This is a genomic window from Paenibacillus sp. J2L1-98, from assembly GCF_056269405.1.
Map to the genome: position 1 here is coordinate 1 of NZ_JBWDNW010000024.1, position 25,803 is coordinate 25,803.

Consider the following 25,803-nt stretch of genomic DNA (forward strand, 5'->3'; position numbering starts at 1 on the left):
GAATGGCGAGTTTCTCCAAAGCAGTATATTTTCCTCTAGACATGAAAAAGCTCCCCTCACAGTAGCAGGCTTTTTATTATTTCACCTGTCTACCGTATGGGGAGCATATCAACTACAATTTTCCAGTCCGAGGCTGCCGCTGTTTTTATATTCGAGTTAGTCTAAACCTTTATTTTCACCTGACAGCTTGATGGCGATATGACGCATACGCTTGTTCATCTTCCGTTCATTTTAGCGTGCTATAGTCTATCTCACCAAGACCGATGGAGGGTGGATTAAAGCAGATGAAGAAATGGACGATAGGGCTCAGCATTTTTATTATTTTGGCTGCAGCCGGAGCAGGTGCTTATTATTTTTATTTTGTTAAAGATACGGAAGCGGCAGGGGCAACGCCTTCATCGCGAACCGTGACCGCTACCAAAGGATCAATAGTCAAACAAATTAGCGGTACCGGCTCGGTGGCGGCAAATTCCAGGGAAACGATAACTGCGGGCAAGAGCGGTACGATTGCGACCGTGAATGTCAAAAAAGGGGATAAGATCAAGGCAGGCCAAGTTCTCGTTACGTTTGAGGTTGCAGATGACTATGACGACAAAATAACGACGATTGAACAAAATATAACAAAGCTGCAGCAATCCATTGAAGGATATCAAGCGGAATATAAGGAAGCAATAGGTACGGAAAATGAAGAGACTGCAAAAGAATCTCTCGAGAAAAATACGGAAGCTGCAAATGAAGAGATAGCGGATTACGAAGACGAGCTGCAAGATATTTATGATGAACAAGCTAAAGAGGAAAAAGTGGTGACAGCCTCTATTGATGGAGAAATTACCGAAATGGATATTGAGGCAGGCGACGAAGTCAACTCCAGTACGACAATAGCAACTATTGTTGATTATACCAAACTTGAGTTTGTTACCTCTGTAGACGAGCTTGATATTTCTTCTGTAAAGGTTGGTCAAGCGGTTGATCTATCTTTAAGCGCCATTACAGATAAGACGATTGATGCGGTAGTATCTGAAATTGCGATGGAGGGGACTTCAAACAACGGCTCATCCTCGTTTGAAGTAAATATTCTGCTTAAAGACATTGAGGGTGTAAAGGTTGGTATGTCCGGCGAGGCGGCGATCACGATTGCGTCCAAAGAAAATATCGTTCTTGTGCCGGTGAACGCCGTCGTGGAAATGGGCGCCCGATCATTTGTGCGTATTCCGAGTGAAAATGGCGGAGAGACTGGAGCAGCAGCATCGAGCGGGCAGCAGCCTGCCCGTTCGGGCGGTCAAAGCAGCGCAGGAGGCCAGCAGGGAGCGGCGACAGGTCAAGGCAGCGCAGCAGGAGGCCAGCAGGGGGCGGCGACAGGTCAAGGCAGCGCAGCAGGAGGCCAGCAGGGGGCGGCGACAGGTCAAGGCAGCGCAGCAGGAGGCCGGCAGGGAGCGGCGACAGGTCAAGGAAGCGCAGCAAGCGGTCAGCAAGGAGCAGCAGGGCAAGCGGCAGCTGAAGGCAGGCGTGCGGCTGCGGCGGCAGGACAAGCGGAAGCGGGCGGTGAAGCATCTGCAGCAGCTGGAGGCGGATTTGCTGCCGGAGGACGTGCTGGCGACCGGATGGCTGATGCGCTTGGGGGGCAATTGGTAGCGGTCACTACCGGCCTTAGCGATGAGAGCTTTGTAGAGATTGTCTCGGGAGTGAAAGAAGGAGACAGCGTGCTTGTTCCAATCGCGCAGGGAGCTCAGGGAATGGGTACCGGTTCCGAAGAGGCGGCCATGCAGCAAGACGGTTTCCCTGGCGGCGGTATGAACTTCCCTGGCGGAATGGGCGGCGGAGGAATGGTCAACGGTGGAACAGGCGGAGGCGGAATGCGCAGCACCGGTGGTACGCGATGAGCATACATCCAAATATTCCGTTGATTGAAATGGCCAATATCTCGAAGTTCTATCTGATGGCGCGCGAAAAAACGACGGTTTTGCATGAGGTGTCGCTAAAGGTCGCTCATGGTGATTTTTTGGCGATTGTTGGCCCGTCCGGGTCCGGCAAATCGACGCTAATGAACATTATAGGATGCCTCGACCTGCCGAGCGAAGGCAGCTACAAGCTGGAAGGGCTTGAAGTGACAGGACAAAATGATAATAAGCTGACTGAATTGCGAAATAAAAAAATAGGTTTTATTTTTCAGGGGTACCACTTGCTTCCGAAGCTTACCGCGCTTGAAAACTGCGAGCTTCCGCTTATTTATCGGGGCTTGCCGGGCAAGGAGCGGAGGCAGCGCGCGATGGAAGCGCTCGAGCGGGTAGGGCTTGGGCAGCGGATGAGCCACCGTCAGAATGAGCTGTCGGGCGGGCAGCAGCAGCGGGTAGCTATTGCCCGCGCGCTTGCGACTAATCCGCCGATGCTGCTCGCCGATGAGCCGACAGGAGCGCTGGATTCCAAGACAGGCATGGAAGTGCTTGACATGATGGAGGAGCTAAACCGGGCGGGTCAGACCATTGTACTGATTACGCATGATATGGAGGTTGCAAAACGTGCCAGCCGAACAGTTGTTATTCGGGATGGGGTGTTGACGGAGCAGGAAAGGAGGGGCAGCGATGAAACTTACGCAAGGCCTCAAGATGGCAGTCAAGAGCGTCTTATCCAACAAGCTTAGAACCATCCTATCGATGCTCGGCATTCTGATTGGGGTCGCTACGGTAATCGCGTTGGTAGCTATGGGGAAGGCATCCTCCAACGAGGTGGCCAAACAGGTTTCATCTCTGGGGAGTCCGAACTCGCTGTCTGTCACCATTCTTGGCAGGGGCACGGTTACAACACTGTCTGTGGATGAGGCAAATGAGCTTGGTAACGTTGTGAACGTGGCGGGAGTTGCTCCGGTCACCAGCACAACCGGCTATGCGAAATACGGAAAAACGCAAGTATCCGTCACCGTAGAGGGGATAACTGCCGCATACGAAGAAGTGAAGGATTTTCCGGTTCAGGATGGGAGATATATCGCTTCTCCAGATATTAAGAACAATACAAAGGTGGCGCTTATCGGTGTAGATACCGCAACCGATTTGTTTGAGGACGAGGGCGAGGACCCGGCTGCGGCCGTCGGCAAAAAAATAACGATTAACGGTTACATTTTTACGATTGTCGGACTGCTGGAAGCACAAGGCAGCTCGCTTACAGGCTCGAACGACGAAAAAATATTAATACCTGTTACAACAGCGCAAAAAATATTTCAAACGAGCGGCGTTTCTACTATTAACTTAACGGTTACGGATACAGACCTGATGGATGTGACCGTTACTGCGGTAGAGGCGGTACTCTATGAGAAATTCCGGGGGAATGAGAATGCTTACCGGGTGCTTAATCAAGAAGAAGCGATGGAGACGTTAAACTCAGTTAATGAAACGATGAACAGGCAGCTTATATATGTAGCTATTATTTCGCTTATCGTAGGCGGGATCGGCATCATGAATATAATGCTCGTATCTGTGACAGAACGGACGAGGGAGATTGGCATTCGTAAATCGCTAGGGGCTAAGAAGCGGGACATTTTATTTCAATTTTTGGTAGAGGCTGTATGCATAAGCGGCCTGGGAGGCGCGCTGGGGATTGGACTCGGATATATAGCCTCCTTCGTTATCGGGATGGTCATGCAGACAGATACCGAGGTTCCGGGCGATACGGTATTGTTAGCTTTTGCTTTCTCCGCTTTCGTCGGCGTAGTGTTCGGTTATTTGCCCGCGAATAAGGCGGCGAGCCTGCGGCCGGTGGACGCACTCCGTCATGATTAGCGATAAGCCGGTTCTACCCTATCATTTTTACTCATAGAATGAACCATCAGGACCGGATTAAGAGAGAGGGACTCGGCGAAAGCAAGGTTCCTGTTTTTCTTTCCGGCCAAGATGGAAGGAGAGCTCATGAGACGAAGGATAGGGAAGTTTTCAATAGTTTCGTTGCTCGGCCGTTTGCGGACAAGCAGATGGATGGGGTTGTTCGCAATCGGAGCCATGCTTGGAGCATCCGTGATGCTAGTAAGGCTTTCGCTGAATGAGATCCGATATGTGCATGCTGACAGGTACAGAACGGATAATAGCGCTGCAGAGGAAGGCATTCAAGCAGAGTCGAGGGCCGGTATCGCGGAAGAAGCCGAAGGGTTACAGCCTTCCGCAGATGGAGACCGTTCTCAGCAGGCGGCGAAGCCGTTCTCCGGTAATGACCCGCAAACGGATACGTCGTACGCATTCGATCATCTCATTGTCCGCATCTATATAACAAAGGAAAAACGGATTGAGAGGGTGCCTCTGGAAACCTATGTCCGCGGTGTAGTGGCTGCGGAAATGCCGATTGGCTTCGAGCTTGAGGCGCTAAAGGCGCAGGCTATAGCCGCACGCACGTATATGGTTCGGAGAATTGTTCAAGGCAATGTCAGCGGAGTGCCGGTAAAGGGAGCGGATGTAACCGACACAACCGAGCATCAAGTTTATATTCCGCTTGCAGAGCTCGCCACCAAGTGGCCAAAGGATGAGCAAAAGAAAAATATGAGCAAGCTGGGAGAAGCGGTCGCTCAGACGAGAGGGAAAATTATTACGTATAACGGCGAACCAATTGAGGCCGCTTTTTTCTCGACTAGTAACGGATATACAGAAAATTCAGAGGATTATTGGAACCAAGAGATTCCTTACTTGCGCAGTGTGCAAAGTCCATGGGATAAGGCGATTTCACCCCGGTATAAAGAAACGGTGGAGCTTTCGCTTAACGAGTTTTACAACAAGCTCGGTGTGACGAAGAAGGGCTCAGCCAAATCATCGATCCGTGTAGTAGAGAGGACGGAAGGCAACCGCATCAGTAAGATTATTATAGGAGGCGTAACCTTTACGGGGCGGGAAGTGAGAGAAAAGCTGGGGCTCGCTTCCTCTCAATTCACATGGAGCGTGAAAGGCAAGTCTATTGCGATTACGACATATGGCTACGGGCATGGCGTCGGAATGAGCCAATGGGGCGCGAATGGTATGGCCCAGTCGGGGGCAACAGCCGAAGAAATTTTAGCTCATTATTATTCTAGCGTTCAAGTGGTGCAAGATTCAGAGCTATCGGATCAGCTCGCCAGCCGCTCGTAATGTGAACTCTTTCAATATTTCGTATTAACCTCACGTATAAACCTAGCAGATCTGGCAACAATGGCTAGTGAGGTGATAGAAAATGAATGATCAAAATCAAAGTAAACCGAAGCAAAGACCAGAAGAAACTCCCAAAACCGTTCTGGGAGGAACGTCTGCCGCCAAATCTAGCAGTGGATGGAAGAACCTTTTTGCAAAGCGATGGGTATCTCCAGCAATCTTCATGGCCGCGGCAGCAATTATCGTAACCTTAATGTGGATCTATCAGGGAGCGGATCAAACGAGTCCTACAACAAGTAAACCCGCCTCTACTGAAGTTTCACAAGAGGATGCAGCAGCGCAAGGGAAAGATAACGAGACTCCCGAAATTGTGGCTGGCGACGAATTAATGCAGTGGCCGCTCGCTAACAAAGAAGCGCTTCAAGTAGAGCTTCCGTTCTATGATGAGAAATCGACTGATGCAGAGCGTGAAGCTGCATTGGTGCAAGTGGGAGACACTTTCTCTCCGCACATGGGGATCGACTTCGTTGACCCTAGCGGCAAAACCTTCGATGTGCTTGCCGCACTGTCGGGTAAAGTTACTTATGTAAAGACGGAACCAACGAACGGCAACGTCATTGAAATCACGCACGCTGGCGGACTTGTGACCGTATACCAAAGCGTTACGGATGTTGCGGTTGCCGTGGGCGATGAGGTTCATCAAGGTACCGTGATCGCCAAAGCCGGCCGCAATGATCTTGAACGCGATCTGGGCATTCACCTTCATTATGAAACACGGAGCAACGGCAAGCCGGTTAACCCAAGCTCGTTGATCGTGGAGTAATGACGGCTGGAGAGTAACCTCTCTTCAAAAAATAGGACTTTAGTCGTACAGGCGGGGAGCAATTCCCTGCCTGTTTTACGTTTTTATGAAAATTTATTCACATTCAGGCATGTTAGGCTTGACCATAACGAATATATACCCGACCTACTCATATAATGTACCAAACTATCTCGAGTAAGGGAGGCGGGAACGTGCACGATTACATCAAGGAGCGAACCATTAAAATAGGCCGCTGCATCGTTGAAACGAAGCACACGGTGCGAACGATCGCCAAAGAGTTCGGTGTATCCAAAAGCACGGTGCATAAGGACTTAACTGAGCGGCTTCCTGAAATAAACCCCGATTTGGCCGATCAGGTTAAGCACATTCTCGAATACCACAAATCGATTAGGCATCTGAGGGGAGGAGAAGCGACCAAGATTAAATACAAGAAAACGAGCTCGAAGAAACGTGAAGTGCTGGCGGCTGGGAAGCTATGAAGTTTTTTCTCGAAATATAGAGGAAATATGTCTTTTTTGGCGAATAATAAGCGTTAACGGTTTCTGTGTCAAGGGAACCAAATGTGCGTTTTGTAATTATTATTCGTTGGGGGACTTAAGCCTTATGTTGAGCAAGGATATCGGGATTGATCTTGGCACAGCCAATGTATCTATTCATGTGAAAGGAAGAGGCGTTGTACTTGATGAGCCTTCAGTCGTTGCGATTGAAAGCGATACGAAACGCGTACTGGCAGTTGGCGAGGAAGCACATAGAATGGTCGGTCGTACGCCAGGGAACATTGTGGCGATTCGTCCGCTGCGTGACGGTGTTATTGCGGATTTTGAAATTACGGAAATTATGCTGAAAGCATTTATTGATCGTGTCGAGGGACGGAAATGGTTTAGCCGTCCGCGTATTCTCATCTGCGCTCCAACGAACATAACATCAGTTGAACAGAAGGCCATTCGCGAAGCTGCTGAACGCAGCGGTGCAAAAGCAGTATTTCTTGAGGATGAACCGAAAGCTGCCGCTATAGGGGCTGGAATGGATATCTTCCAGCCCTGCGGCAATATGGTCGTAGACATTGGCGGGGGTACAACGGATGTGGCCGTTCTTTCTATGGGCGACGTTGTAACCTCCTCCTCTATTAAAGTTGCAGGGGACAAGTTCGACGATGCGATCATGAAATTTATCAAAAATAAATATAAGCTTTTGATCGGTGAAAGAACGAGTGAGGATATTAAGATTAAGATCGGTACTGTGCTTGAAGGCGGTCGCCAGGATGAGATCGATATCCGCGGCCGAGATATGGTTTCGGGGCTACCGCTTACGTTAACAATCCGTTCCGGAGAGGTGCGCGAAGCGCTTTGGGACCCGGTAATGTCCATCGTATCGGCAGCTAAGGCTGTACTTGAGCGCACGCCGCCGGAGCTGTCGGCGGACATTATTGACAGGGGCGTTATTTTGACGGGCGGGGGCGCTTTGCTTTGCGGAATTGATGCGCTGCTGGCAGAGGAGCTCAAAGTACCGGTATTAATTGCGGAAGACCCTATGCACTGCGTTGTTAAAGGGACAGGAATCCTTCTAGATAACTTGGACAAGCTCGGGAAGAAGTAAAGACAAGAGCGGCCTTGATCACAATCATCTGCGCGGGTAGGGAGCCTTAGGGGGGCGTCGCCGAGGCGTAAATGAGTCAATGGTCGCATGGACAAGCTATTCAGGCAGCCTTGCTTTCAACCGATAACATATATAGGTAAGATGGAATGGAAGCGGCCAAGGGGGCAACAACGATGTTAAGAGGACTATATACCGCGGCGGCGGGCATGATTTCTCAGCAGCGCAGACATGACACGATAACAAATAATATATCCAATATAAACACGCCCGGTTATAAGCAGACCAATGCGGTAACCCGTTCTTTTCCGGAAATGATGCTGTCCTTGACAGGAGCGGGTCCCGAAAATTACACCAAGGTCGGGAAACTGACAAATGGCGTATTTGCGGAGGAGAGCTTATCTGTCCACTTGCAGGGCGATTTAACGCAAACGAATAACTCATCCGATTTTGCTTTGATTTCAAACATTGCAGTGGACGGGCTATCCTTTGACGCATCGGGCAAATCGGTAGGACAGGGCAGCGAGGTTATTTTCCAGCCGCAAGCTTTTTTCACCGTACAGGATCAGAATGGAGAGATTCGGTATACACGGGGCGGGAAGTTTACGCTAACCGAGGAAGGCTTCCTGATGTCGAGCGATGGCTCAAACGTGCTTGGTACAGATGGGAAGCCTATTCAGATGCCTGCGGGTGTAGGCCTTAGCAGCCTCATATTAACGAAGGATCAGCGCTTTATCGATGCGAATGGACAGGATATAGGCGTTCAGCTGCTGATTAGCCGAATCGATAATCCGAATCTGCTCGAGCGCGAAGGGAACGGAAGCTTCCGGTTTGCAACCGAAGATGGAGAAGCAGTCGCTATTGCTCCGGATGACCGCGTTGAAGTGAGACAAGGCTATATAGAGCGTTCTAATGTCGATGCTGCGCAAGCGGCTGTTGATCTTATGTCAGCTCTCCGTGCTTATGAAGCGAACCAGAAGGTTATCCAATTTTATGATCAGAGCTTAAGCAAAGCAGTTAACGACGTAGGCCGCGTGTAACAACGGGTTGAAGCATCGGAGGAGCACGAAGCATGAACAGTTCAATGATCAACGCTATGGTATCGATGAGTGGGCTTCAGCAGAAGCTGGATCTTCTTGCGGACAATATTGCAAACGTGAATACAGTCGGCTACAAACGCAAGGAAGCAACCTTTGAAGATCTTCTTACGAACTTAAGAAGCCAGCCTGAATCGTTTAATCAGCCCGGCCGTCTGACGCCAATGGATTTCACGCAGGGCTGGGGCTCGAGAATGACGATGGTTCAGCCCAATCTGTCTCAAGGCCCTCATCAGGAAACGGATAAAGAAACGGATCTCGCGATTGAGGGAAATGCTTTATTCGAGGTCGAAGTGGACGATGCCGGCAACCGTGCCTACACACGCAACGGGGCATTTCAGTTGACGGTCGGTGCAAACGGTGATACGCTTTTGGCAACGGAAGACGGATATCCTGTCGTTGCGAGCGTAAGAGATGCTGCGACCGGAAATAGGGTTGAAGGCAATATTGTAGTGCCTCAAGGATACAATCTTCGGGTTAATCCAGACGGAACGGTGCTGGGGGTATCTTCCCGGCGCACCATTGAGCTTGGCAGCATTATGCTGCTTCAGGCTTCGCGTCCGGCTGCATTGTCTGCGGTTTCTGATAACCTGTTTGTTATTGCGGACGGCATCAACTCTGGCGATGTGCTGCAGCAGATCGTACCGGATTCGGAGAACCGCATTTCGTTGCGCCAAGGGTACTTGGAGCAGTCGAATGTCGAGCTATCGGACGAAATGACCGAGCTTATTAATGTGCAGCGCGCTTATCAACTGGCAGCTAGAGCGTTGTCGTCAAGCGATACGATGATGAGCCTTACAAACGGGCTGCGCGCATAAAGATAGGATGATGTTGATGAGTATGGCCGATGAACGAATCGACCGCGAAGCAAGCGGGTTCAGGAGTCAAGCGGAAGAAGGCGGCTCCAGAAGGAAGCGCAGCAGCCGCGCAAAGGCTGAAGTGAGCTCCAATAAGAAGCGACGGCCCAAGGGGGGACAGATGCTGCTGTGGATTTTACGCAAAGGCATCGTTCCGATCATAATGGTTATTATGCTTGTGGCGGGTTTATACATTGGATATGCCGTTGTAGGAAAGCAGCCGGTTGGCGAAGTGTTTAGCTGGGCCACGTGGCGGCATCTCTATGACTTAGTATTTGCCGAATCTTAATAATCAAACGATGAAAGGGTTGTCTGCTAAACGGCTTAAGCTGTTTATGGGACAGCCTTTTTGTGTTGTGAAAATGAAAATCAAACGACTTCTGGCGCAGCTGCTCCGTTCTGCAATAGGGCTGTTGAATCATAAACATAATCAGTAGCCAATTTGATGGAGAAGGTTTTATTTTTATGGAAGGTAGTTGTATAATAGTTGGGAACCATGGTGGACAGTCAGCAATAGGTAGAGGAGCGTGAGAGTTTGAATCTGCCGAATCTCTTAACGTCATTGCGGTTTGTTTTGATCCCTGTCTACATAGTGGTTTTCGCAAAGGGGCATATGATCCCCGCCTTTTTGATTATGGTCGCTGCCGGCATTACCGATGTGCTTGATGGTTATATCGCGCGCAGAAGCGGTCAGGTTACGATGGTCGGCATCATGCTAGATCCGCTAGCTGACAAGCTGATGCTTATTACGGTTATTGTATCGCTGCTCATTTCCGGTCATATTTCTTGGGCTGCGGCTGCGGCGATGTTTATTCGCGATTTGGGTATGATAGCGGGGGGATTGTATTTTCATTTTCGCGGCAAGAAGACGGTGCCCGCCAATTGGATGGGGAAGCTGACAACCGTACTTTTCTATGCGGCGATTATGCTTATTTTCTTTGAAGCGCCAAATGCTCATTCTTATTTATGGGCAGTCATCGGATTTTCGTTCATTACTTCTATAATGTATATCGTAATGTTTAGGGCGCTCAATAAACCCGTATCGGGAACGCCGACTGGTCATTCGTGATCCATAGCAACAGCTACATAGGGAACAAAGAGGCTTGACGAAGGACACTTCAGGTCCATCAGCCAAGCCCCTTATCTTAACCTTCATAAACTGCAGTTTTATGAGGGATAAGTATAGTTTCGTACATTTTGGAACTTTTTATACTACTAAACTTTAGAAAGGAGCTATTTGTTGACATGCTGGACATCAATCAAATTCAAGAAATCATTCCTCACCGCCCTCCATTCCTCCTGATCGATCGTATTTTGGAGGTTGAGCCGGGTGTCCGCGCAGTCGGTCTCAAAAATGTTACGATGAATGAGCCTTATTTTGTCGGCCACTTTCCCGGTTATCCGGTCATGCCTGGCGTTCTTATTGTAGAAGCGCTGGCACAGGTCGGCACTGTAGCTATGCTGATGATTGAAGCAAATCGCGGCAAGCTGGGCTTTTTTGCGGGCATTGACGGTTTCCGCTTCCGCGGTCAAGTAAAGCCTGGTGACACTTTGACGCTTGAAGTGCAAATTACAAGGCTAAAGGGCTCCATCGGTAAAGGGCAAGGGACAGCAAGAGTTGGCGATCAAATCGTTGCCGAAGGCGAGCTTATGTTTGCGTTATCTAATCCTTCATAAATTAAATTCATGAAAGAAAGAGGCTGCTAATATGACGAATCCAACTAATGAAACAGTAATTGCTAAATACGAGGCTTGGATTAATGATCCGCTTATCGATAATGCGACGAAGGAAGAGCTTCGCGGCATCGCAGGACAAGAAAAGGAAATTACGGATCGTTTCTATCGTGATCTTGAATTCGGTACGGGCGGCTTGCGCGGCGTGATGGGCGCAGGAACGAACCGGTTGAATGCTTATACAGTCGGCAAAGCGACGCAAGGTCTAGCGAACTGGCTGCTTGCCGGCGCAGCTTCTGAAGGAACAAGCCCGTCCGTGGTCATCGCACATGATTCCCGTAACAACTCGCCAGAGTTTGCGCTTGACGCAGCTCTTGTGCTAGCCGGAAATGGCATTACTACTTATTTGTTTACCGCTCTGCGCCCTACACCACAGCTATCATTTGCGGTACGAGCATTACAGGCAGACAGCGGGATCGTCATAACAGCAAGTCATAACCCGCCTGAATATAACGGCTTTAAAGCATACGGCGCCGACGGCTGCCAGCTAATTCCGGAGGATGCTGAACGGGTAATTGCAGCAATCAGTCAAATCGCCGGCTTCGATGAAGTGAAAAGGCTGAGCCGCGAGGAAGCTGAAGCTAAGGGCTTGCTGCGCTGGCTGGGCGAAGAGGCCGATCAGCAGTTTATTGATACGGTAGTAGCTCAAAGCTTAAATGCCGATTTGATTAAAGGCGGAATTGGCGAGAAATTCAGCGTTGTTTTCACGCCGCTGCATGGGACAGGCAATATGCCAGTTCGCGAAGTATTGAAGAAGGTTGGCTTCAATAACGTACATATCGTTCCGGAGCAAGAGCAGCCGGACGGATATTTCAGCACGGTAAAGTCACCTAATCCGGAAGAGCGTGAAGCGTTCACGCTTGCGATTAAGCTCGCTCAGCAGGTCAATGCCGATATAATTATCGGAACGGATCCCGATGCCGACCGCATGGGTGCGGTTGTGAAAAATAATGAAGGCGAGTATGTGGTGCTGACTGGCAACCAATCGGGTGCTTTGATGGTTCATTATGTGCTTAGCCAGTTAAAGGAACGCGGTCAACTTCCGGAGAATGGTATCGTAGTTAAAACGATCGTGACAAGCGAGTTAGGAGCGGATATTGCCCGTTCGTACGGCGCAGCGGTTGAAAATACGTTAACCGGCTTCAAATATATCGGGGAGAAAATGACTCGCTATGAGCAAACGGGCGAACATTCCTTCCTGTTTGGCTACGAAGAAAGCTACGGTTATTTGACAGGTACCTATGCGCGCGATAAAGATGCCATCGTTGCGGCGTTATTGATTTCGGAAGCTGCGGCATACTATAGCAGCCAAGGAAAAACGTTGTATGATGTGCTGCTCGAGCTTTACGCCAAGTTCGGCTTCTATTTGGAAGGTCTTGAGTCACGCACGCTTAAGGGCTTTGACGGGGTGCAAAAAATCGGCGCTATTATGGACGACTGGCGTCAGAACCCGCCAATTGAAATCGGCGGCGTTAAAGTGGAGCAAGTGCTCGATTACGGCAAGGGTCATGACGGCCTGCGTCCGGAAAATGTGTTGAAATATATGCTCGCGGACGGCTCATGGTTCTGCCTTCGCCCTTCTGGCACAGAGCCGAAAATCAAGGTTTATTTTGCGGTCAAGGGCGAGTCGAAGGAGTCTGCTTCTGCAGCGCTGCAAACGTTGAAGACTATCGTTATGGAACGGGTAGACCGTAACGAGTAGAAGATAATCAGGCTGTTTAGAACGGAGGAATTACGTGTTTTTACGTTGGCAGCAATGGAATCGGCGGGCCAGGTTTGTTCTATGGGTCATTGCATTAATCGGCGTAGCGGCAGCAATGCCGCTCGGCGCCGTCCGAATGGACATGGAAAAATCATCGAAACAAGTAGAATATGTGTTTGACTACCGGGATATTATTGAGGTCGCGGAGAAGCAGGCCAGACCGCAGGCTTTCCTGACAGAGAAATTGGCAATGCTGAAGGAATCGGGCATTACGACCATGGCTGTTTATGAGAGCTCGCTGAAGGAGATGTCTCTCTCGGGCAGATTGACTTATTACAGCTCTAGAGACGCAGCGCTGCTGCAAGGTAAGTTCGAACCGGTAGGCCAAAACTTTACTTATATTTTATTTAATGGACCCAAAGAGGCAGAGATGATCGGTCCAATCGTGCGTGAGGCTTTTGACCGTACGGAGGCTGCATATAGAGAGTGGTCATACGGCGGCCGCAGCGGTCTTGTCGTCGAGATGCCGATTGCGGAAGCGATTATGAAAACGATGGATTTTGATCCGATGTCCTTGCAGACGATTCATGATGCAGGGTTCGGCGTATTGCCGCGTTTGTCTGACCGCGTCCAGCCTTATGATCAGCCGACAACGGATGCGCTTCTTGCAAAATTGAAGGAGTACGGCGTAAGCCGCGTGTTATTTGACGGCGATAAAGTGAAGGGCGCCTCTGATCAAGCGATGGATAACAGCCTGTATCAGTTCGGTGAACTGCTTAATAAATACGATATGGGCATCGCAGCGATCGAAAATTTGAAAAAACCTCAAGAAGGTATAAATAAATTAGCATATATTACAAACTATAATGTGGTCCGGTTATATTCCTTGTCGGACAACGACGGGATGACAATGAAGCCAGGCGCTATCGCCGATCGTTTTCTTTTGGCGGCGAAAGATCGCAATATCCGCATGTTTTTCATGAATGGGAACGTTGAGGCGAGTGCCGAAAAAGGTGCAATCGTTCATTCCTTGGACAAGCTTAGCGAAGCGATGAGCGGGAAAGACGGCATTGTCGCAAAGCTTACAAAAGCAGGCTTTACACCGGGTACGCCGAAGCCGTTCGATTATGATCCGCCTTCATGGAATAAACCGGTTCGGGCAATCGTTGCATTAGGGGCGATCGCTCTAATTTCGCTGCTGGCAGGTGCATTTATCCCTGGCGTTTATATTCCGGTTTTTGTAATCGGCCTATTCGGAAGCGCCGGCTTGTACAAGCTTAACAGCTCAATCATGGAGCAGGGCCTTGCGTTAGGCGCAGCTATTGCAGCTCCTACGCTAGCTCTCGTATGGGTCATGAATCGAATTTACTCGCGTACTGTTGGCGACCGCCGCGTAATTGGCGGAGCAAGTTGGTCGGTCGGCCGCAGTCAGCAAGGACAAACGCCGCATCATCCGGGTGCCGTATCCGATAACGGCAGCCGGATGAAATGGCTGTTTCCTGCTTTGTCTACAGGAAAGCGCTTTGGGTTAGCTCTAAATTGGTTTATCGTGGCAACGCTAATCTCGCTTACGGCTGTTCCGATTGTTTTCGGGTTGTTGAACAACATTACGTACAATCTAGTTTTAGAGCAGTTTCGCGGTGTAAGCTTGCTGCATCTCGCTCCAATTGCTCTTGTGGCTGTTTATGTATTTTTCTATAATAGTCAGCTGACGGTTGGCAAGCTTCGCGAGCTGCTTACGAAGCCAATCACAGTGACTTGGATCATCCTGGCGGCAGTCGTCGGGATAATTGGCTACTACTACCTGTCGCGTACAGGCAATAGCGGACAAGTATCCTCAGTTGAACTCGTTATCCGCCACTTTTTGGAGTCAACGTTCGGCGTGCGTCCGCGTTTCAAGGAGTTTTTGCTGGCGCATCCGTTATTATTGCTCGGGCTTTTCTTGTCATTGCGCTACCGCGCGGCATGGCTTCTTATTATTATCGGCTCGATTGGACAGCTGTCGATGGTGGATACTTTCGCACATCTTCATACGCCGCTGTACATTTCGATGATACGGGTACTGCTCGGATTGGGTACAGGTATGATTATAGGCTGTATTTTGATCGTGGCATGGCAGTTAGTGGAAGGGGCATTACGTAAATGGGCACCGGCAATCATTCGCAAGTACGTCGAATAGTTATCTCGGGCTACTACGGATTCCGCAACAGCGGTGACGAAGCGGTGCTCAGATCGATACTGCTTGCATTAGAAGAAGAAGGCAAGGCGCAAGGCATTCAGATTCAGCCGATCGTCTTGTCGGCTGATCCGGCTTGGACAAGCAAGATGTACGGCGTTGAATCGGTCCGGCGAATGCATCCGGCTGATTTGCTCAGAGCACTGCGGAGCAGTGACGGTTTGATCAGCGGAGGTGGCAGCCTCCTGCAGGACGCTACAAGCGCTAAGACAATCCCTTATTATACAGGCGTTATGAAGCTGGCGCAGCTGCTCGGTAAGCCGACGTTTGCTTATTCGCAGGGCATCGGCCCTGTGAATCGCCGCTGGATGGACCCTTTAATTCGCGGAGTGATGAAGCGAAGCAGGTATGTGTCAGTGCGCGATGCCGAATCCGCCGCATTGCTCGGAAGGATCGGCGTACCGGAGGAGCGGATCGACGTGGTGCCCGATCCGGTCATGGGCTTGCCTCTCCCGGCAGGCTCGCATGAAGACGCTAGCCGCATTACACCGGCGGGACAAGCCGCCGGAGCGCTGCGCGCGGAAGAGCCGCCGCTCATCGGCGTATCGCTGCGCCGCTGGCGCAGCGACGGCGCCGACCTCGCCCGCGCCGCCGAAGCGCTAGTCGCGCTGTCGAAGCGCATGCCTGTACGGCTGCGCTTCCTGCCGTTCCACACCCCCTCCGACACGGAAGCGTCGGAGCAGGTGATGGAACGGCTGCGCGGCCGGCTCGGCTCAGGCTCAACCGCCGAGCTGGCCGCGCCCGGCGACGACCCCCAGCAAATGCTGCTTGCGGTCAGCCGGTGCGACGCTTTGTTCGGCATGCGCCTCCATGCGCTTATTTACGCCGCGGGCCAAATGGTTCCTATGCTTGGCCTCTCTTACGACCCGAAGATCGATCAGTTTCTTAATCGGCTTGGGCTCAAAGCTGTCGGCACGACGGATCGGCTTGATGCGGAACTGTTCGCAGAGGCGGCATGCTCGCTGCTGGCTGATAAGGCCGGCTGGCAAGCGGAGCACAAGGCGGCAATCGACCTTTTAAAACAACAATCGCAAAAACCGGCGCAACAAATCGTTCATTTATTGCGTCATCATATATCGAGGTGATTTCCTCTTGTTGAAACGACTACCGACTGTGCCGATATACGGCATCCCGTTCTCTAAAGCGGGCATGGATGAGACAGTCAATTATTTAACAGCAGCTATAGAACAAAAACGGGTGACGCATGTTATCACGGCTAATCCGATCATGATCATGTCGGCAGTCGGGGATTCGAAGTACAGTGCGATGATACGGCGTGCGGATCTTATCGTCCCCGACGGTGCCGGTGTCGTATGGGCTGCCAAGTACGTGGGCAATCCGGTTGCGGAACGGGTGACAGGGTTTGATCTGATGCATCGTCTCTTCCAGCAGGGTGAATCGCGCAAATGGAAGGCCTACTTGCTTGGCACCTCACAAGAGGTGATTGAAGCGGCGGCCGAAAAGCTGCAGCTGCAGTATCCTCAGGTGCGAATCGTCGGCTACCGGAACGGATTTTTTGGCCCGGAGCAGGATGAGGAAGTTGTGGAAGCGATTCGTGCGGCCGCGCCGGACTTATTGTTCGTGGCGCGCGGAGCGGATACGCAGGAGCCATGGATTGTTAAATTTAAGCAAAAGCTGGGCGTACCTCTCATTATGGGCGTGGGCGGCAGCTTTGACGTCGTTTCGGGAAAGTTGAAGCGAGCGCCTATTATTTTCCAAAAACTGCGCCTTGAATGGTTTTATCGCTTGCTTCAAGAGCCAAAAAGGTACAAAAGAATGCTTGTTTTGCCGAAATTCGTAGTGAAAGTGGTTCGCGACAAAGAAAACGTAACAAAACCTCGGTCTACACCGTGAAATTCTCGTTAAAACCGTGAAATTGGTTGAAAACGGGGTTGGAATTTCTTTTTCAATCGGAGTATAATTCTCTTCGGTAGAAAGAAAAGGGGAGTTGCACACATGCCGGTTGGCTTGCTGTATTCAATTGGATTTATTATCGCTCTTGTTCTCGCCATCGCGATGACGCCGCTTGTTAAGAAGTTCGCATTCAAAGTAGGCGCAATAGACAAACCAAACCACCGCAAGGTACATACGCGCATTATGCCGCGTCTTGGCGGTCTAGCTATTTATATTGCATTCGTTGGCGCGTTTTTTATCTTATCGCCATTCATACCGGACGGCTTGCTCCGTCCACAGGATTCAAATATGATCAACGCCCTGCTTGTGGGCGGCACAATGATTATTATTTTAGGCGCTTTCGATGACCGCTTTGAGCTGTCAGCGAAAGTAAAGCTTCTAGGCCAAATCGCGGCGGCATGCGTTGTCGTATTCGGCTTTGACGTGAAGATCGACCTGCTCAACATTCCGTTCGGCGAAACGATGCAGCCGATTGCCGGTTGGATCAGTATTCCGCTCACAATTGTGTGGATAGTCGGCGTAACGAACGCGATAAACCTGATCGACGGTTTGGACGGGCTGGCTGCCGGCGTATCCGGTATCGCGATCGCAACGATTGTGGTGATGGCGTCACTGATGGGTTTTCAACCGGTCATCCTGCTAAGCACACTGCTGCTCGGAGGAATCGCCGGATTTCTAGTATTTAATTTTCATCCCGCAAAAATATTTATGGGTGACTCCGGCTCGCTGTTTCTCGGCTTTAGCTTAGCAACGCTTTCGATGCTTGGGTTCAAGCAGGTTACGATCGTATCTTTCGTAACGCCGCTGCTCATCATCGGCGTACCGCTTTCGGATACATTCTTTGCAATCGTTCGCCGCTGGGTGAACAAACGTCCGATTTTCGCTCCGGACAAAGGTCATTTGCATCACAGGCTGCGCGATCTTGGCTTCAGTCACCGCCGCACCGTCCTAATCATTTGGGGCGTGGCTGCGATATTCGGCGGACTGGCTATCGTACAATCGGCTGTCGTGCAATCAAGCGCAGCGAACTGGATCACCTTTGCCGTTATTTGTATGCTGATGTTCTTCTTGCAGATCGGTGCAGAGGTAACCGGAATTGTCGACAAAACGCGCAGACCGCTTATTAACTTCCTAGGCCGAATGAGGCTTCGTCTTAAACTGGATGCCGAATCCCGTTCGAAATAAACAAGAGCTCTGGATCCCGCAAGGGAAACAGGGCTCTTTTTTTTGTTCAAAATTGGACAATGAACTAAAAAAATAGGAGCCAAATACCGATAACAACTGTACAGAACTTTTCTGCGGTCAGCAACTCTTACTGTAAATCGTACGAAAGCCGACTAAAGAGGAAAAGGGAGGAAGGTTTATTTATAAGTAAGCCGTACGGACTTCATTTCAGAATATAAGACATTTATTAGTTTCACACTTATAAATATACTTATATTTCACCGCGAAACGAGCTTTTGCCGCCTAGGAAGGCGACAGCCGTTTACGCTTGACTGTTATTCTAATACCCATGCTCGTTATATACATAAAGGAGGAACATTGTTTTGAGAAGAATTCTATCATTAGCGCTGACGCTGACATTGTTGATCACATTGTTGCCGCCGTTCGGGCCTTTGCAAGTGGCTACAGCCGCAGCAGGCAGTTTCAGCTTTCCGACAGAGAAGGATCTATCAACGCAAGCGAGAGTAACGACAGATCCGAGTCTCACCTTGACGGGTTCAATTACGGGGGTAGACCCATCATCGGTATCATACAGCGTTACACAAATCATTAATAATAAAGGCAATGATGATCCGGCCGATGATCAGATTGGCTCAAAACGTGAAAACATTACAAGCAACATTTATATCAACGGCTTTAACATTCAAGTATACAACGTGGAATTGTTTCCTGGCCTAAACCAAATTACGTTCAAAGGCGTACAGGGCGGCGGTGAAGTGACAAATTCGATTTATATCGAATATCACAACGGGCCTGTGTTTTATGATTTGGTTGCTCAATTAGACGGAAATAAATTCAATATCGAAGAAACGGGCACTACGGTTGTTCACTCAACCGCGTCTGCAGGCCGTCAATCAGCAGATATCAGCATTACGGGCTTTGCCCCTAACGCGCAGCAAGTTACGGTCGATGTTAACGGCAGCAGTAAATCCTATTCCGTGAACAGCTCAAATAAGTTTCAGTTCGCGGCATCGCCGATCACGCTCCAAAAGGGTAAAAACTTAGTTACGATTAAAGTGAATAATGCCAACCAAACCGTCGAAACGACGCGCGAGGTTGCCTTTTATAATGGTGAGGTTACATTCTATGATGTGAACTTGAATGGATTAACAGGTGTAACACCGGGATCTGAGCCGCTCGAGTATAGTCCGAATTTGCTAGTGACCAATACGAACTCGGCAACCGTAACCGGTAAAATCATCGTTCCTAACTATTTGAAGGATGATTCAGTGCCGGCTGACGGGACGCTTGAACCTCATCCAAACCCGGCGCAAAGCATACCGATTAAATACTCCATTACCGGCAGTGGAGGCATCAGCTTCACGCAGCCGGCGGCTCCTCCGACGGTAGCCACTCCAGTTGGAACTTATACCGGAAATGAAGCGTTTTTCATCTATGAATTTACCGCACCTATCGGGACAAACCATGCGCTAATCTTCGAAAAGGATTACAACATCCAATTAACGGCTCAAAATGCCAAAAAAGCAGCGCTTGGACAGACTCCTGTTGATGAGGGAACGGGTCTTATGGGCTTCTCCCTGCAGGATGCCAGCAAACAGTTTATCGAAGATATCAACTATTTAGGCGGATATCGAACAGGTAACGGGGAAGCATTGACAGGAACAAAGCTTGAAGGCGCTAATCTCTATAGCGTACCTTTTGCTATGGAGGTTCTTGTCGGAAACGCAGCCTTGGGCAGCGCGGATGGCATTGTCACCGTTACGAATATCAAAAATGTGTCAAATGCACCGGCAACAGGGTATGACTACGCGAATGTAAACAACATCGAAAACGTATCATCGACACTTGCCAACAAATTCGTGAACGTAAATGGAAAGATATACAAACGGGAAATCCTTATTTTCAAAAAGCTGCCTTTTGAGGGTACCCAGACGGTTACACTTAATGTTGGCGGAGTAACGAAGCAGGTAAAATTCACGATGCTGTTTGGTCCATACGTCAGCTACACGAGCGTATTCGATAATATGACCGTTTACGACGATACGAATAAACTGAAAAGCGATCGTATCGCGGAGGCCATCACGTCTACGTTGAGCGATTTCAAAGGTGTTCTCAATAATATCAACAATACTTCCGAAGTTCGTTATGATTTCACTAATAATAAGGCTCAAACCGTATTTTTCTATGTCAATAATACGCCGATTAAGCTTGAAACTAATGGATCGGCAACAAGCTTTATGATTCTTAATACTGTTGCAGAACGTACGAAAGCATTTGATGCCTTATTCAGCGGAGAGAATGAGATCAAATTCGTATTTCAGGGCAGCAAAAACTCATACGAGAAAACGATCAAGCTTTTTCTTATTCCAACAAACCTGCCGGTCATACCGGTTGAAGGAACAAAGATTTATCCATACGGAGCCCAGTATACCGAACCGGTTCCAAATGATCCGAACTTTGTGAACCGCGGCGGAATTTATACGACTAAAGAAGCGAACATGAACGTTTTCGGCACATTTGATTTTATTGATTTTGTAGCTGCTGGGGCAACGGATGCTGCTATCGTCAACAATATCCAAAACAAACTGGATCAAATGGAAGTTCCGGCCAACGGCCTAACTGATCCGAGCAAGTATATTTTGAAAATTGAAAGCAGTTCGTTTACGAATCCTATCGTTTGGGACTTGAGCAAGCAGCTGATTATTATGCGCGGACCAACCGTTATCGGCACGGTTAACAATACAGCGAATAACGATGTGGCGAAGCTCTCTGTCCGATACGATATTTTAACCAAAACGTTTTCTTTCATTTTAACAGGGCAAGCATTAAATTCAGACGGCAGCTCAAGCGTTTATACGTTTACTATCTTCAACAACGGAGAGACGGGACCAAAAGGCGCGTTTCGTCTAGAGGTTGATCCGACATCGCTGCCATATACGATTCTTCGTCCGATCTTGCCGAATAAGAGCATCGTTAACCAGAACTATGTGGAAGTCATCATCGATGCTCCCGGAGCTGAGACCATTACAATTAACAAACAGCTGGCGGAAAAAATCGATTTTGATTCCGACAATAACCCTGCAACGGTAGAACAATTGTATAAGAATACGTATCGCGTATTCGTCAATAAACTCAAGGTTGGCAAAAACAAAATCGACTTTGTCATCGCGAGCGCAAATGATAAGGTTCAAGGCAGCATTGATATCACGTATGCGCCGACTAACATTCCGGGAGCTCAGTATTTGGAAACGATGGCGAACAGCCATAAAATTTTCGATGGAGCGCTCAATTTGAAGTTTGCGAAAGGCACAACGCTTATCAGAACCGACTATAACGTACCTGGCGAGCTGAAAAACCAGATATTCACAGGCCACAATTTATTGTTTGCGATCGCGAATTCCGAGGACGGTGTCGTTGACCGTCGTGAGCTTGAGCCGCTGCCGCCGAACTTTGATATTATTTTAGAAAGCTTTGGGACAAGATTCAGGCTTTCTTATCCAACTCGCTTCACCAAAGCAAGCCCGGTATACTGGATTGACGCAGGCTTAGCGGATGATCCGGCAACCTTGAATGCGTACGATCCTCTGACCAGAGGCGTGGACCCGTATCAATTCCCGAATGCGACAGGTACGGGCGGAACGAAGATTCCGACCTACGACGAGCGTCCAGACAATCGCGAATTGATTACTTCAAAGACGGGGACATTGACGCTTTCCTTCGATCCGAACATGAAGGACAGCATAGGGACGATCATCACCGTATATCGTTACGACGTAAAAGCTAAGTATTGGGAAAATATTGGCGGTACGGTAGACGTGAAGAAAAATACGGTTACCGTTCCATTCAATAAATTCGGTTATTATGTAGTCGGCAAAATGGTGTACACGTTCACGGATGTGACAACACATCCTTATGCTAGAAACTTCCTTGAAGCGATTTACTCCAAAGGGATCATGAACGCCGCGGGCTTTGACGATTTCGGCGCCAATATTTTCGTTACGCGCGGCGAGTTCGCACGAATGATGGTTAAGGCGCTTGATATCCCGCTTAACTACGAGCTTAGCAAGCCGCATTTCGATGATGTACCTGCTATCATTAACCCGGATGCATTATGGGATTATAGGTATGTGGAAACCGCAGCAAGAGAAGGCATCATTCGCGGAACCGGTCCGCGGACGTTCCAGCCGAGCTCTAGTCTAACGAGAGAAGAGGCTTCCGTTATTATCGCGAGAGCGCTAGACTTGAAGTTGGCTACCGATTCGAAGAAGATCGATAAAGATCTTGAGAAGACGTTTAGGGATGCAGGAAGCGTCAATTTCTACGCGAAGAGCTCTGTTCTTGCCATTGCAAAGAAAAAGTACATCCTCGGCACTCTAGTCGACCCAAGCAATCCGAAAGCCGGCTCGGTATTCGAGCCAAGATCGAACCTTCTGCGTTCTGACGCAGCCATTATCGTAGCTCGTATTTTGGCGGATTTGAAGAAGCTTCCGAGCATCGGCTGACAAATATTCGACATTAGAAAAATCTGGCTGCGGCAGTTTTCCGCAGCCAGATTTTTTGTTGAAATCAAGGGATTTTTACGTAATATGAAACATTATCCATGGAAAATCTTACGTGTCGACGGGTCTATGAAAACAAGCTATACTATCAAAGTACTTAAGAAGTAAGATAATTAAGGAATACATAACCAATACAAATTACGGAAGAAAAAAACTTTTAAAGTTTTTTTCAGAACATCGCAACTTTTCAGCGTAACCTGCGTTTAAATACATGACGCTGAAACAAACATGCAATATGATGCATTAGACCTAACCTGATTTGGAAATGAATTGGAATGATTTCTCAACTTTCTATTTACGGTAAGGGGCACCCATTGTATAATGTTGTAGTGCGTAGCAGCTCTAGCAATTTTCTCTCTTTATTTACAAGTTTCTGCGACATGTTCTTACATAAAGGGCTAAACATGCCCCGCAGACATCATTTATATTAAATCTGTGCTCAACTCTGGAAAGGGGGTGAATCGGCTATGAGGAAAAAGAGCAATTCACTATTTAAACAAAAAAACTCTCAAAAACCGCACGTATTTAGAGGAGGAGAAATAAAGGTTATGAAGAAAAAAATAGCAGCATTCGTACTGGCTTCAGCGCTGGTAATTCCAACATCTCTTACAGCTTTCGCAGCAACACCGTCTGACGTAGTGGGCAAACCGGTACAATCAGCGGTTGAAGAACTAACTGCACTTGGTGTTATCAATGGTTACGAAGATGGTACTTTCAAACCAGGTAACGACATTACTCGCGCAGAACTTGCTAAAATTATCGTTATTGCAACTGGTAACGCAAGCAACGCTGAGCTTTTGAAATCCCAAAAGCCTAACTTCAGCGATGTTAAAGCTAACCAATGGTACACTGGCTACATAAACGTGGCAGAAGCTAAAAAATTGGTTCAAGGCTACAACGGCAAATTCCGTCCTAGCGACAAAGTTAAGTTTGAAGAAGTAGTAGCGGTATTGGTTCGTGCTCTTGGTTACCAAGACGCTAAACTATCTGGTACATGGCCTAATAACGTATTGCTGCAAGCTAACTCGCCAGAACTCAACTTGTTCAAAGGTGTTGACATCACTAAAGGCCAAACAGCTAACCGTGGTGTTGTAGCCCAATTGACATCCAACACACTTGACGATGCATTGGTTAAATATGATAAAGACGGCAACCTGGTTGCTGTAGCTCCGGCTAAAACACTGGTTGAACAAATCGGTGCAGTAACTACAGGCGTTTTGGAAAACACAGCTCTTGAGAACAACAGCACACAAATCCGTGTTGGCGGTACTCTTCACACAGTTGCTAAAGACTTTGTGGTAACAGGCGGCAAAAAGCTTTCTGAGCTTGCTGGTCGTACAGTTTCCGTAATCAAAGTTGGCGGTAACGTAGTAGCAGTTTCCGACAAACAAGATGCAGCTAAAGTTGCAACTGGCAAAAACAAAGTGGCAGTAGCAGATCTTACTGATGCTGGCGCAATCACTTTGGATGGCGTAACTACTCCATTCCAAGTCGCTCCTGGTTTCTTGTTCGTTAAAAACGGCGCGCTTGTTACTGTTGCTGGTGACAAAGACATCGCTGTAGGTGCTAACGTAACTTTGGTACTTAACGCTGCTGGCAACGAAGTAAGTGCAGTAGTTGTTAATGAGTACTCTGCAACTAACAAATTGTTCGTAAGCTATGATGCAAAAACTGCATACCGTGCAGCTCAAATCACTCACGATGGCGGCGTTGTATCTGTAGATGAGAACACTGTAATTAAACTTGACGGCAAAGTTGCTGCTGCAACTGACCTGAAAAAAGACGATGTAATCGATGTAGTAGCTAGCGGTTCGAAAGCTGTTACAATCGAAGCTGCTCGTAAAACGGCTACTGGTAAAGTGACTTCGACTTCCACTACTGGCGCTGACAAATCTTATGTTGTTAACGGCACTAGCTACGTTGAAGCTTCCGCTCTTAACCTTGTAATCGGTACTGAGTACAACTTCATTCTTAACAAAGACAACAAAATCGTTAAAGCAACTGTTGTAACTGCTGGTGCAGGCGCTTCTGCTTACGGCGTAATCACTAAAGTAGTTAACAACGTGGCTGTTCTTGACGGCGTACAAGTGTCGACTAAGGATAAAGTTGAATTCTTCTCCTTGAAAACGAACACTAAAGAAGTAGCTTACCTGGCTGACACTTATGCAGCTGCTGATAGCGATGCTGACTTCATCGCCAAATTCGCTTACGACGCTGCTGGTAAAGTAACAGGTATCACTGTACCACAAGCATTGACTGTTGCGGGTTCTGCAGACGTTGCTGAAGTTTCGGCTTCTGCAATCAAAACAGGTTCCGTATACAACGTTACTTCGAACACTGTTGTAGTAAACGGTCTTGACCTTGCTAACAACAACGTTTCGGTTGGCGCTATCTCCAACATCACTAAAAACGATAAAGTCGTTATCGTTAACGACAGCATCAACGCTTCGTTCATCGTATTGACTAAAGACAACGAAGCTAGCTCCGAGCTTGCTAAAGTTTCCGGTCTGTTCGTATCGAAAACTGAGGCTGTTACAGCTTCCGGTTCGACTTACAGTGTGAAATTGAACGTTGCTGGCGAAGAGAAAACATACGTAGTTGGTGCCGCTGCTTACGCTACTGCAGTAGCTGCTAAACAACTCGTATCGTTGACTGATTCCGCTCCTGCAACTGTTGGTTATGAAACGCTTGCAGTTACTGCAACTGCTGCTGACCAAGTCAGCGCTGTTGACACTACTACAAAAACTTTCAAAATCGATGGCGATGATTACGTTGCAACTGCTAACACGAAATACTATGTAATCGATAAAGACGGTAACGTATCCGTAGCTGGTTTCGACGCAGTAACTTTCGCTGCAACTGGAACTGCTGGTACACACTACACAGTAGCTTTCACAACAACTGGAACTGTTGTTGGCGGCGGATTTGCTGAAGTAGGCACTATCGTTATCACACAACTTCCATAATAGAAGTTGAATAAGTAAGAAAGAGCCGCCGGGAAACCGGC

Annotated in this window: 19 protein-coding genes; all 19 read left to right on the forward strand. The window is 48.6% G+C overall.

Annotation, left to right across the window (positions count from 1 at the left end):
• Positions 1–284 precede the first annotated feature (284 nt).
• The 19 genes from AC0YNZ_RS26320 to AC0YNZ_RS26410 all read left to right on the forward strand — a co-directional run bounded on the left by AC0YNZ_RS26320 (position 285) and on the right by AC0YNZ_RS26410 (position 25,762).
• A complete protein-coding gene (locus AC0YNZ_RS26320) occupies positions 285–1,880 on the forward strand; it encodes an efflux RND transporter periplasmic adaptor subunit (protein WP_475829430.1) in 1,596 nt (531 codons plus the stop codon).
• Positions 1,877–2,638 carry an ABC transporter ATP-binding protein gene (locus AC0YNZ_RS26325; RefSeq protein ID WP_475829431.1) on the forward strand — a complete coding sequence of 254 codons (762 nt, stop codon included), beginning with the start codon at positions 1,877–1,879 and terminating at the stop codon, positions 2,636–2,638. The genes AC0YNZ_RS26320 and AC0YNZ_RS26325 overlap by 4 nt, the downstream gene beginning before the upstream one ends.
• Positions 2,580–3,770 carry an ABC transporter permease gene (locus AC0YNZ_RS26330; protein ID WP_475829432.1) on the forward strand — a complete coding sequence of 397 codons (1,191 nt, stop codon included), beginning with the start codon at positions 2,580–2,582 and terminating at the stop codon, positions 3,768–3,770. The genes AC0YNZ_RS26325 and AC0YNZ_RS26330 overlap by 59 nt, the downstream gene beginning before the upstream one ends.
• Before the next feature lie 126 nt (positions 3,771–3,896).
• The gene (spoIID, locus tag AC0YNZ_RS26335; protein ID WP_475829433.1) at positions 3,897–5,096 is read left to right on the forward strand and encodes a stage II sporulation protein D; all 1,200 of its coding nucleotides are present in this window, start codon (positions 3,897–3,899) and stop codon (positions 5,094–5,096) included.
• Positions 5,097–5,178: 82 nt separating this feature from the next.
• A complete protein-coding gene (locus AC0YNZ_RS26340; RefSeq protein ID WP_475829434.1) occupies positions 5,179–5,919 on the forward strand; it encodes a peptidoglycan DD-metalloendopeptidase family protein in 741 nt (246 codons plus the stop codon).
• Positions 5,920–6,110: 191 nt separating this feature from the next.
• Entirely contained in the window at positions 6,111–6,398 is a 288-nt protein-coding gene (spoIIID, locus tag AC0YNZ_RS26345) for a sporulation transcriptional regulator SpoIIID (protein WP_110770235.1), read from the forward strand.
• 124 nt (positions 6,399–6,522) lie between these two features.
• Positions 6,523–7,515: a rod shape-determining protein MreB gene (mreB, locus tag AC0YNZ_RS26350; protein WP_475829435.1), complete on the forward strand. Its 993-nt coding sequence runs from the start codon at positions 6,523–6,525 to the stop codon at positions 7,513–7,515.
• A gap of 173 nt (positions 7,516–7,688) precedes the next feature.
• Complete coding sequence (locus AC0YNZ_RS26355; RefSeq protein ID WP_475829436.1) at positions 7,689–8,552, forward strand: flagellar hook-basal body protein; 864 nt, start codon at positions 7,689–7,691, stop codon at positions 8,550–8,552.
• 32 nt (positions 8,553–8,584) lie between these two features.
• On the forward strand, positions 8,585–9,427 hold the full coding sequence (locus AC0YNZ_RS26360) for a flagellar hook-basal body protein (protein WP_475829437.1): 843 nt from the start codon (positions 8,585–8,587) through the stop codon (positions 9,425–9,427).
• A 16-nt stretch (positions 9,428–9,443) separates the two neighbouring features.
• Entirely contained in the window at positions 9,444–9,755 is a 312-nt protein-coding gene (locus AC0YNZ_RS26365; RefSeq protein WP_475829438.1) for a DNA-directed RNA polymerase subunit beta, read from the forward strand.
• A gap of 246 nt (positions 9,756–10,001) precedes the next feature.
• A complete protein-coding gene (locus AC0YNZ_RS26370) occupies positions 10,002–10,535 on the forward strand; it encodes a CDP-alcohol phosphatidyltransferase family protein (RefSeq protein ID WP_475829439.1) in 534 nt (177 codons plus the stop codon).
• Positions 10,536–10,711: 176 nt separating this feature from the next.
• The gene (gene fabZ, locus AC0YNZ_RS26375; RefSeq protein ID WP_056631018.1) at positions 10,712–11,143 is read left to right on the forward strand and encodes a 3-hydroxyacyl-ACP dehydratase FabZ; all 432 of its coding nucleotides are present in this window, start codon (positions 10,712–10,714) and stop codon (positions 11,141–11,143) included.
• Positions 11,144–11,174: 31 nt separating this feature from the next.
• Positions 11,175–12,902: a phospho-sugar mutase gene (locus AC0YNZ_RS26380; RefSeq protein ID WP_475829440.1), complete on the forward strand. Its 1,728-nt coding sequence runs from the start codon at positions 11,175–11,177 to the stop codon at positions 12,900–12,902.
• 34 nt (positions 12,903–12,936) lie between these two features.
• Positions 12,937–15,081 carry a DUF5693 family protein gene (locus AC0YNZ_RS26385; RefSeq protein ID WP_475829441.1) on the forward strand — a complete coding sequence of 715 codons (2,145 nt, stop codon included), beginning with the start codon at positions 12,937–12,939 and terminating at the stop codon, positions 15,079–15,081.
• On the forward strand, positions 15,045–16,223 hold the full coding sequence (gene csaB, locus AC0YNZ_RS26390) for a polysaccharide pyruvyl transferase CsaB (protein ID WP_475829442.1): 1,179 nt from the start codon (positions 15,045–15,047) through the stop codon (positions 16,221–16,223). Before AC0YNZ_RS26385 ends, csaB begins: the two co-directional genes overlap by 37 nt.
• A gap of 64 nt (positions 16,224–16,287) precedes the next feature.
• Positions 16,288–16,992, forward strand: a complete 705-nt coding sequence (locus tag AC0YNZ_RS26395; RefSeq protein ID WP_475829496.1) for a WecB/TagA/CpsF family glycosyltransferase — start codon at positions 16,288–16,290, stop codon at positions 16,990–16,992.
• Positions 16,993–17,094: 102 nt separating this feature from the next.
• Positions 17,095–18,237, forward strand: coding sequence for an MraY family glycosyltransferase (locus AC0YNZ_RS26400; protein WP_110770243.1), 1,143 nt, complete (start codon positions 17,095–17,097; stop codon positions 18,235–18,237).
• A gap of 362 nt (positions 18,238–18,599) precedes the next feature.
• Positions 18,600–22,739 carry an S-layer homology domain-containing protein gene (locus AC0YNZ_RS26405; protein WP_475829443.1) on the forward strand — a complete coding sequence of 1,380 codons (4,140 nt, stop codon included), beginning with the start codon at positions 18,600–18,602 and terminating at the stop codon, positions 22,737–22,739.
• Positions 22,740–23,263: 524 nt separating this feature from the next.
• The gene (locus AC0YNZ_RS26410) at positions 23,264–25,762 is read left to right on the forward strand and encodes an S-layer homology domain-containing protein (protein WP_475829444.1); all 2,499 of its coding nucleotides are present in this window, start codon (positions 23,264–23,266) and stop codon (positions 25,760–25,762) included.
• Positions 25,763–25,803: the final 41 nt, after the last annotated feature.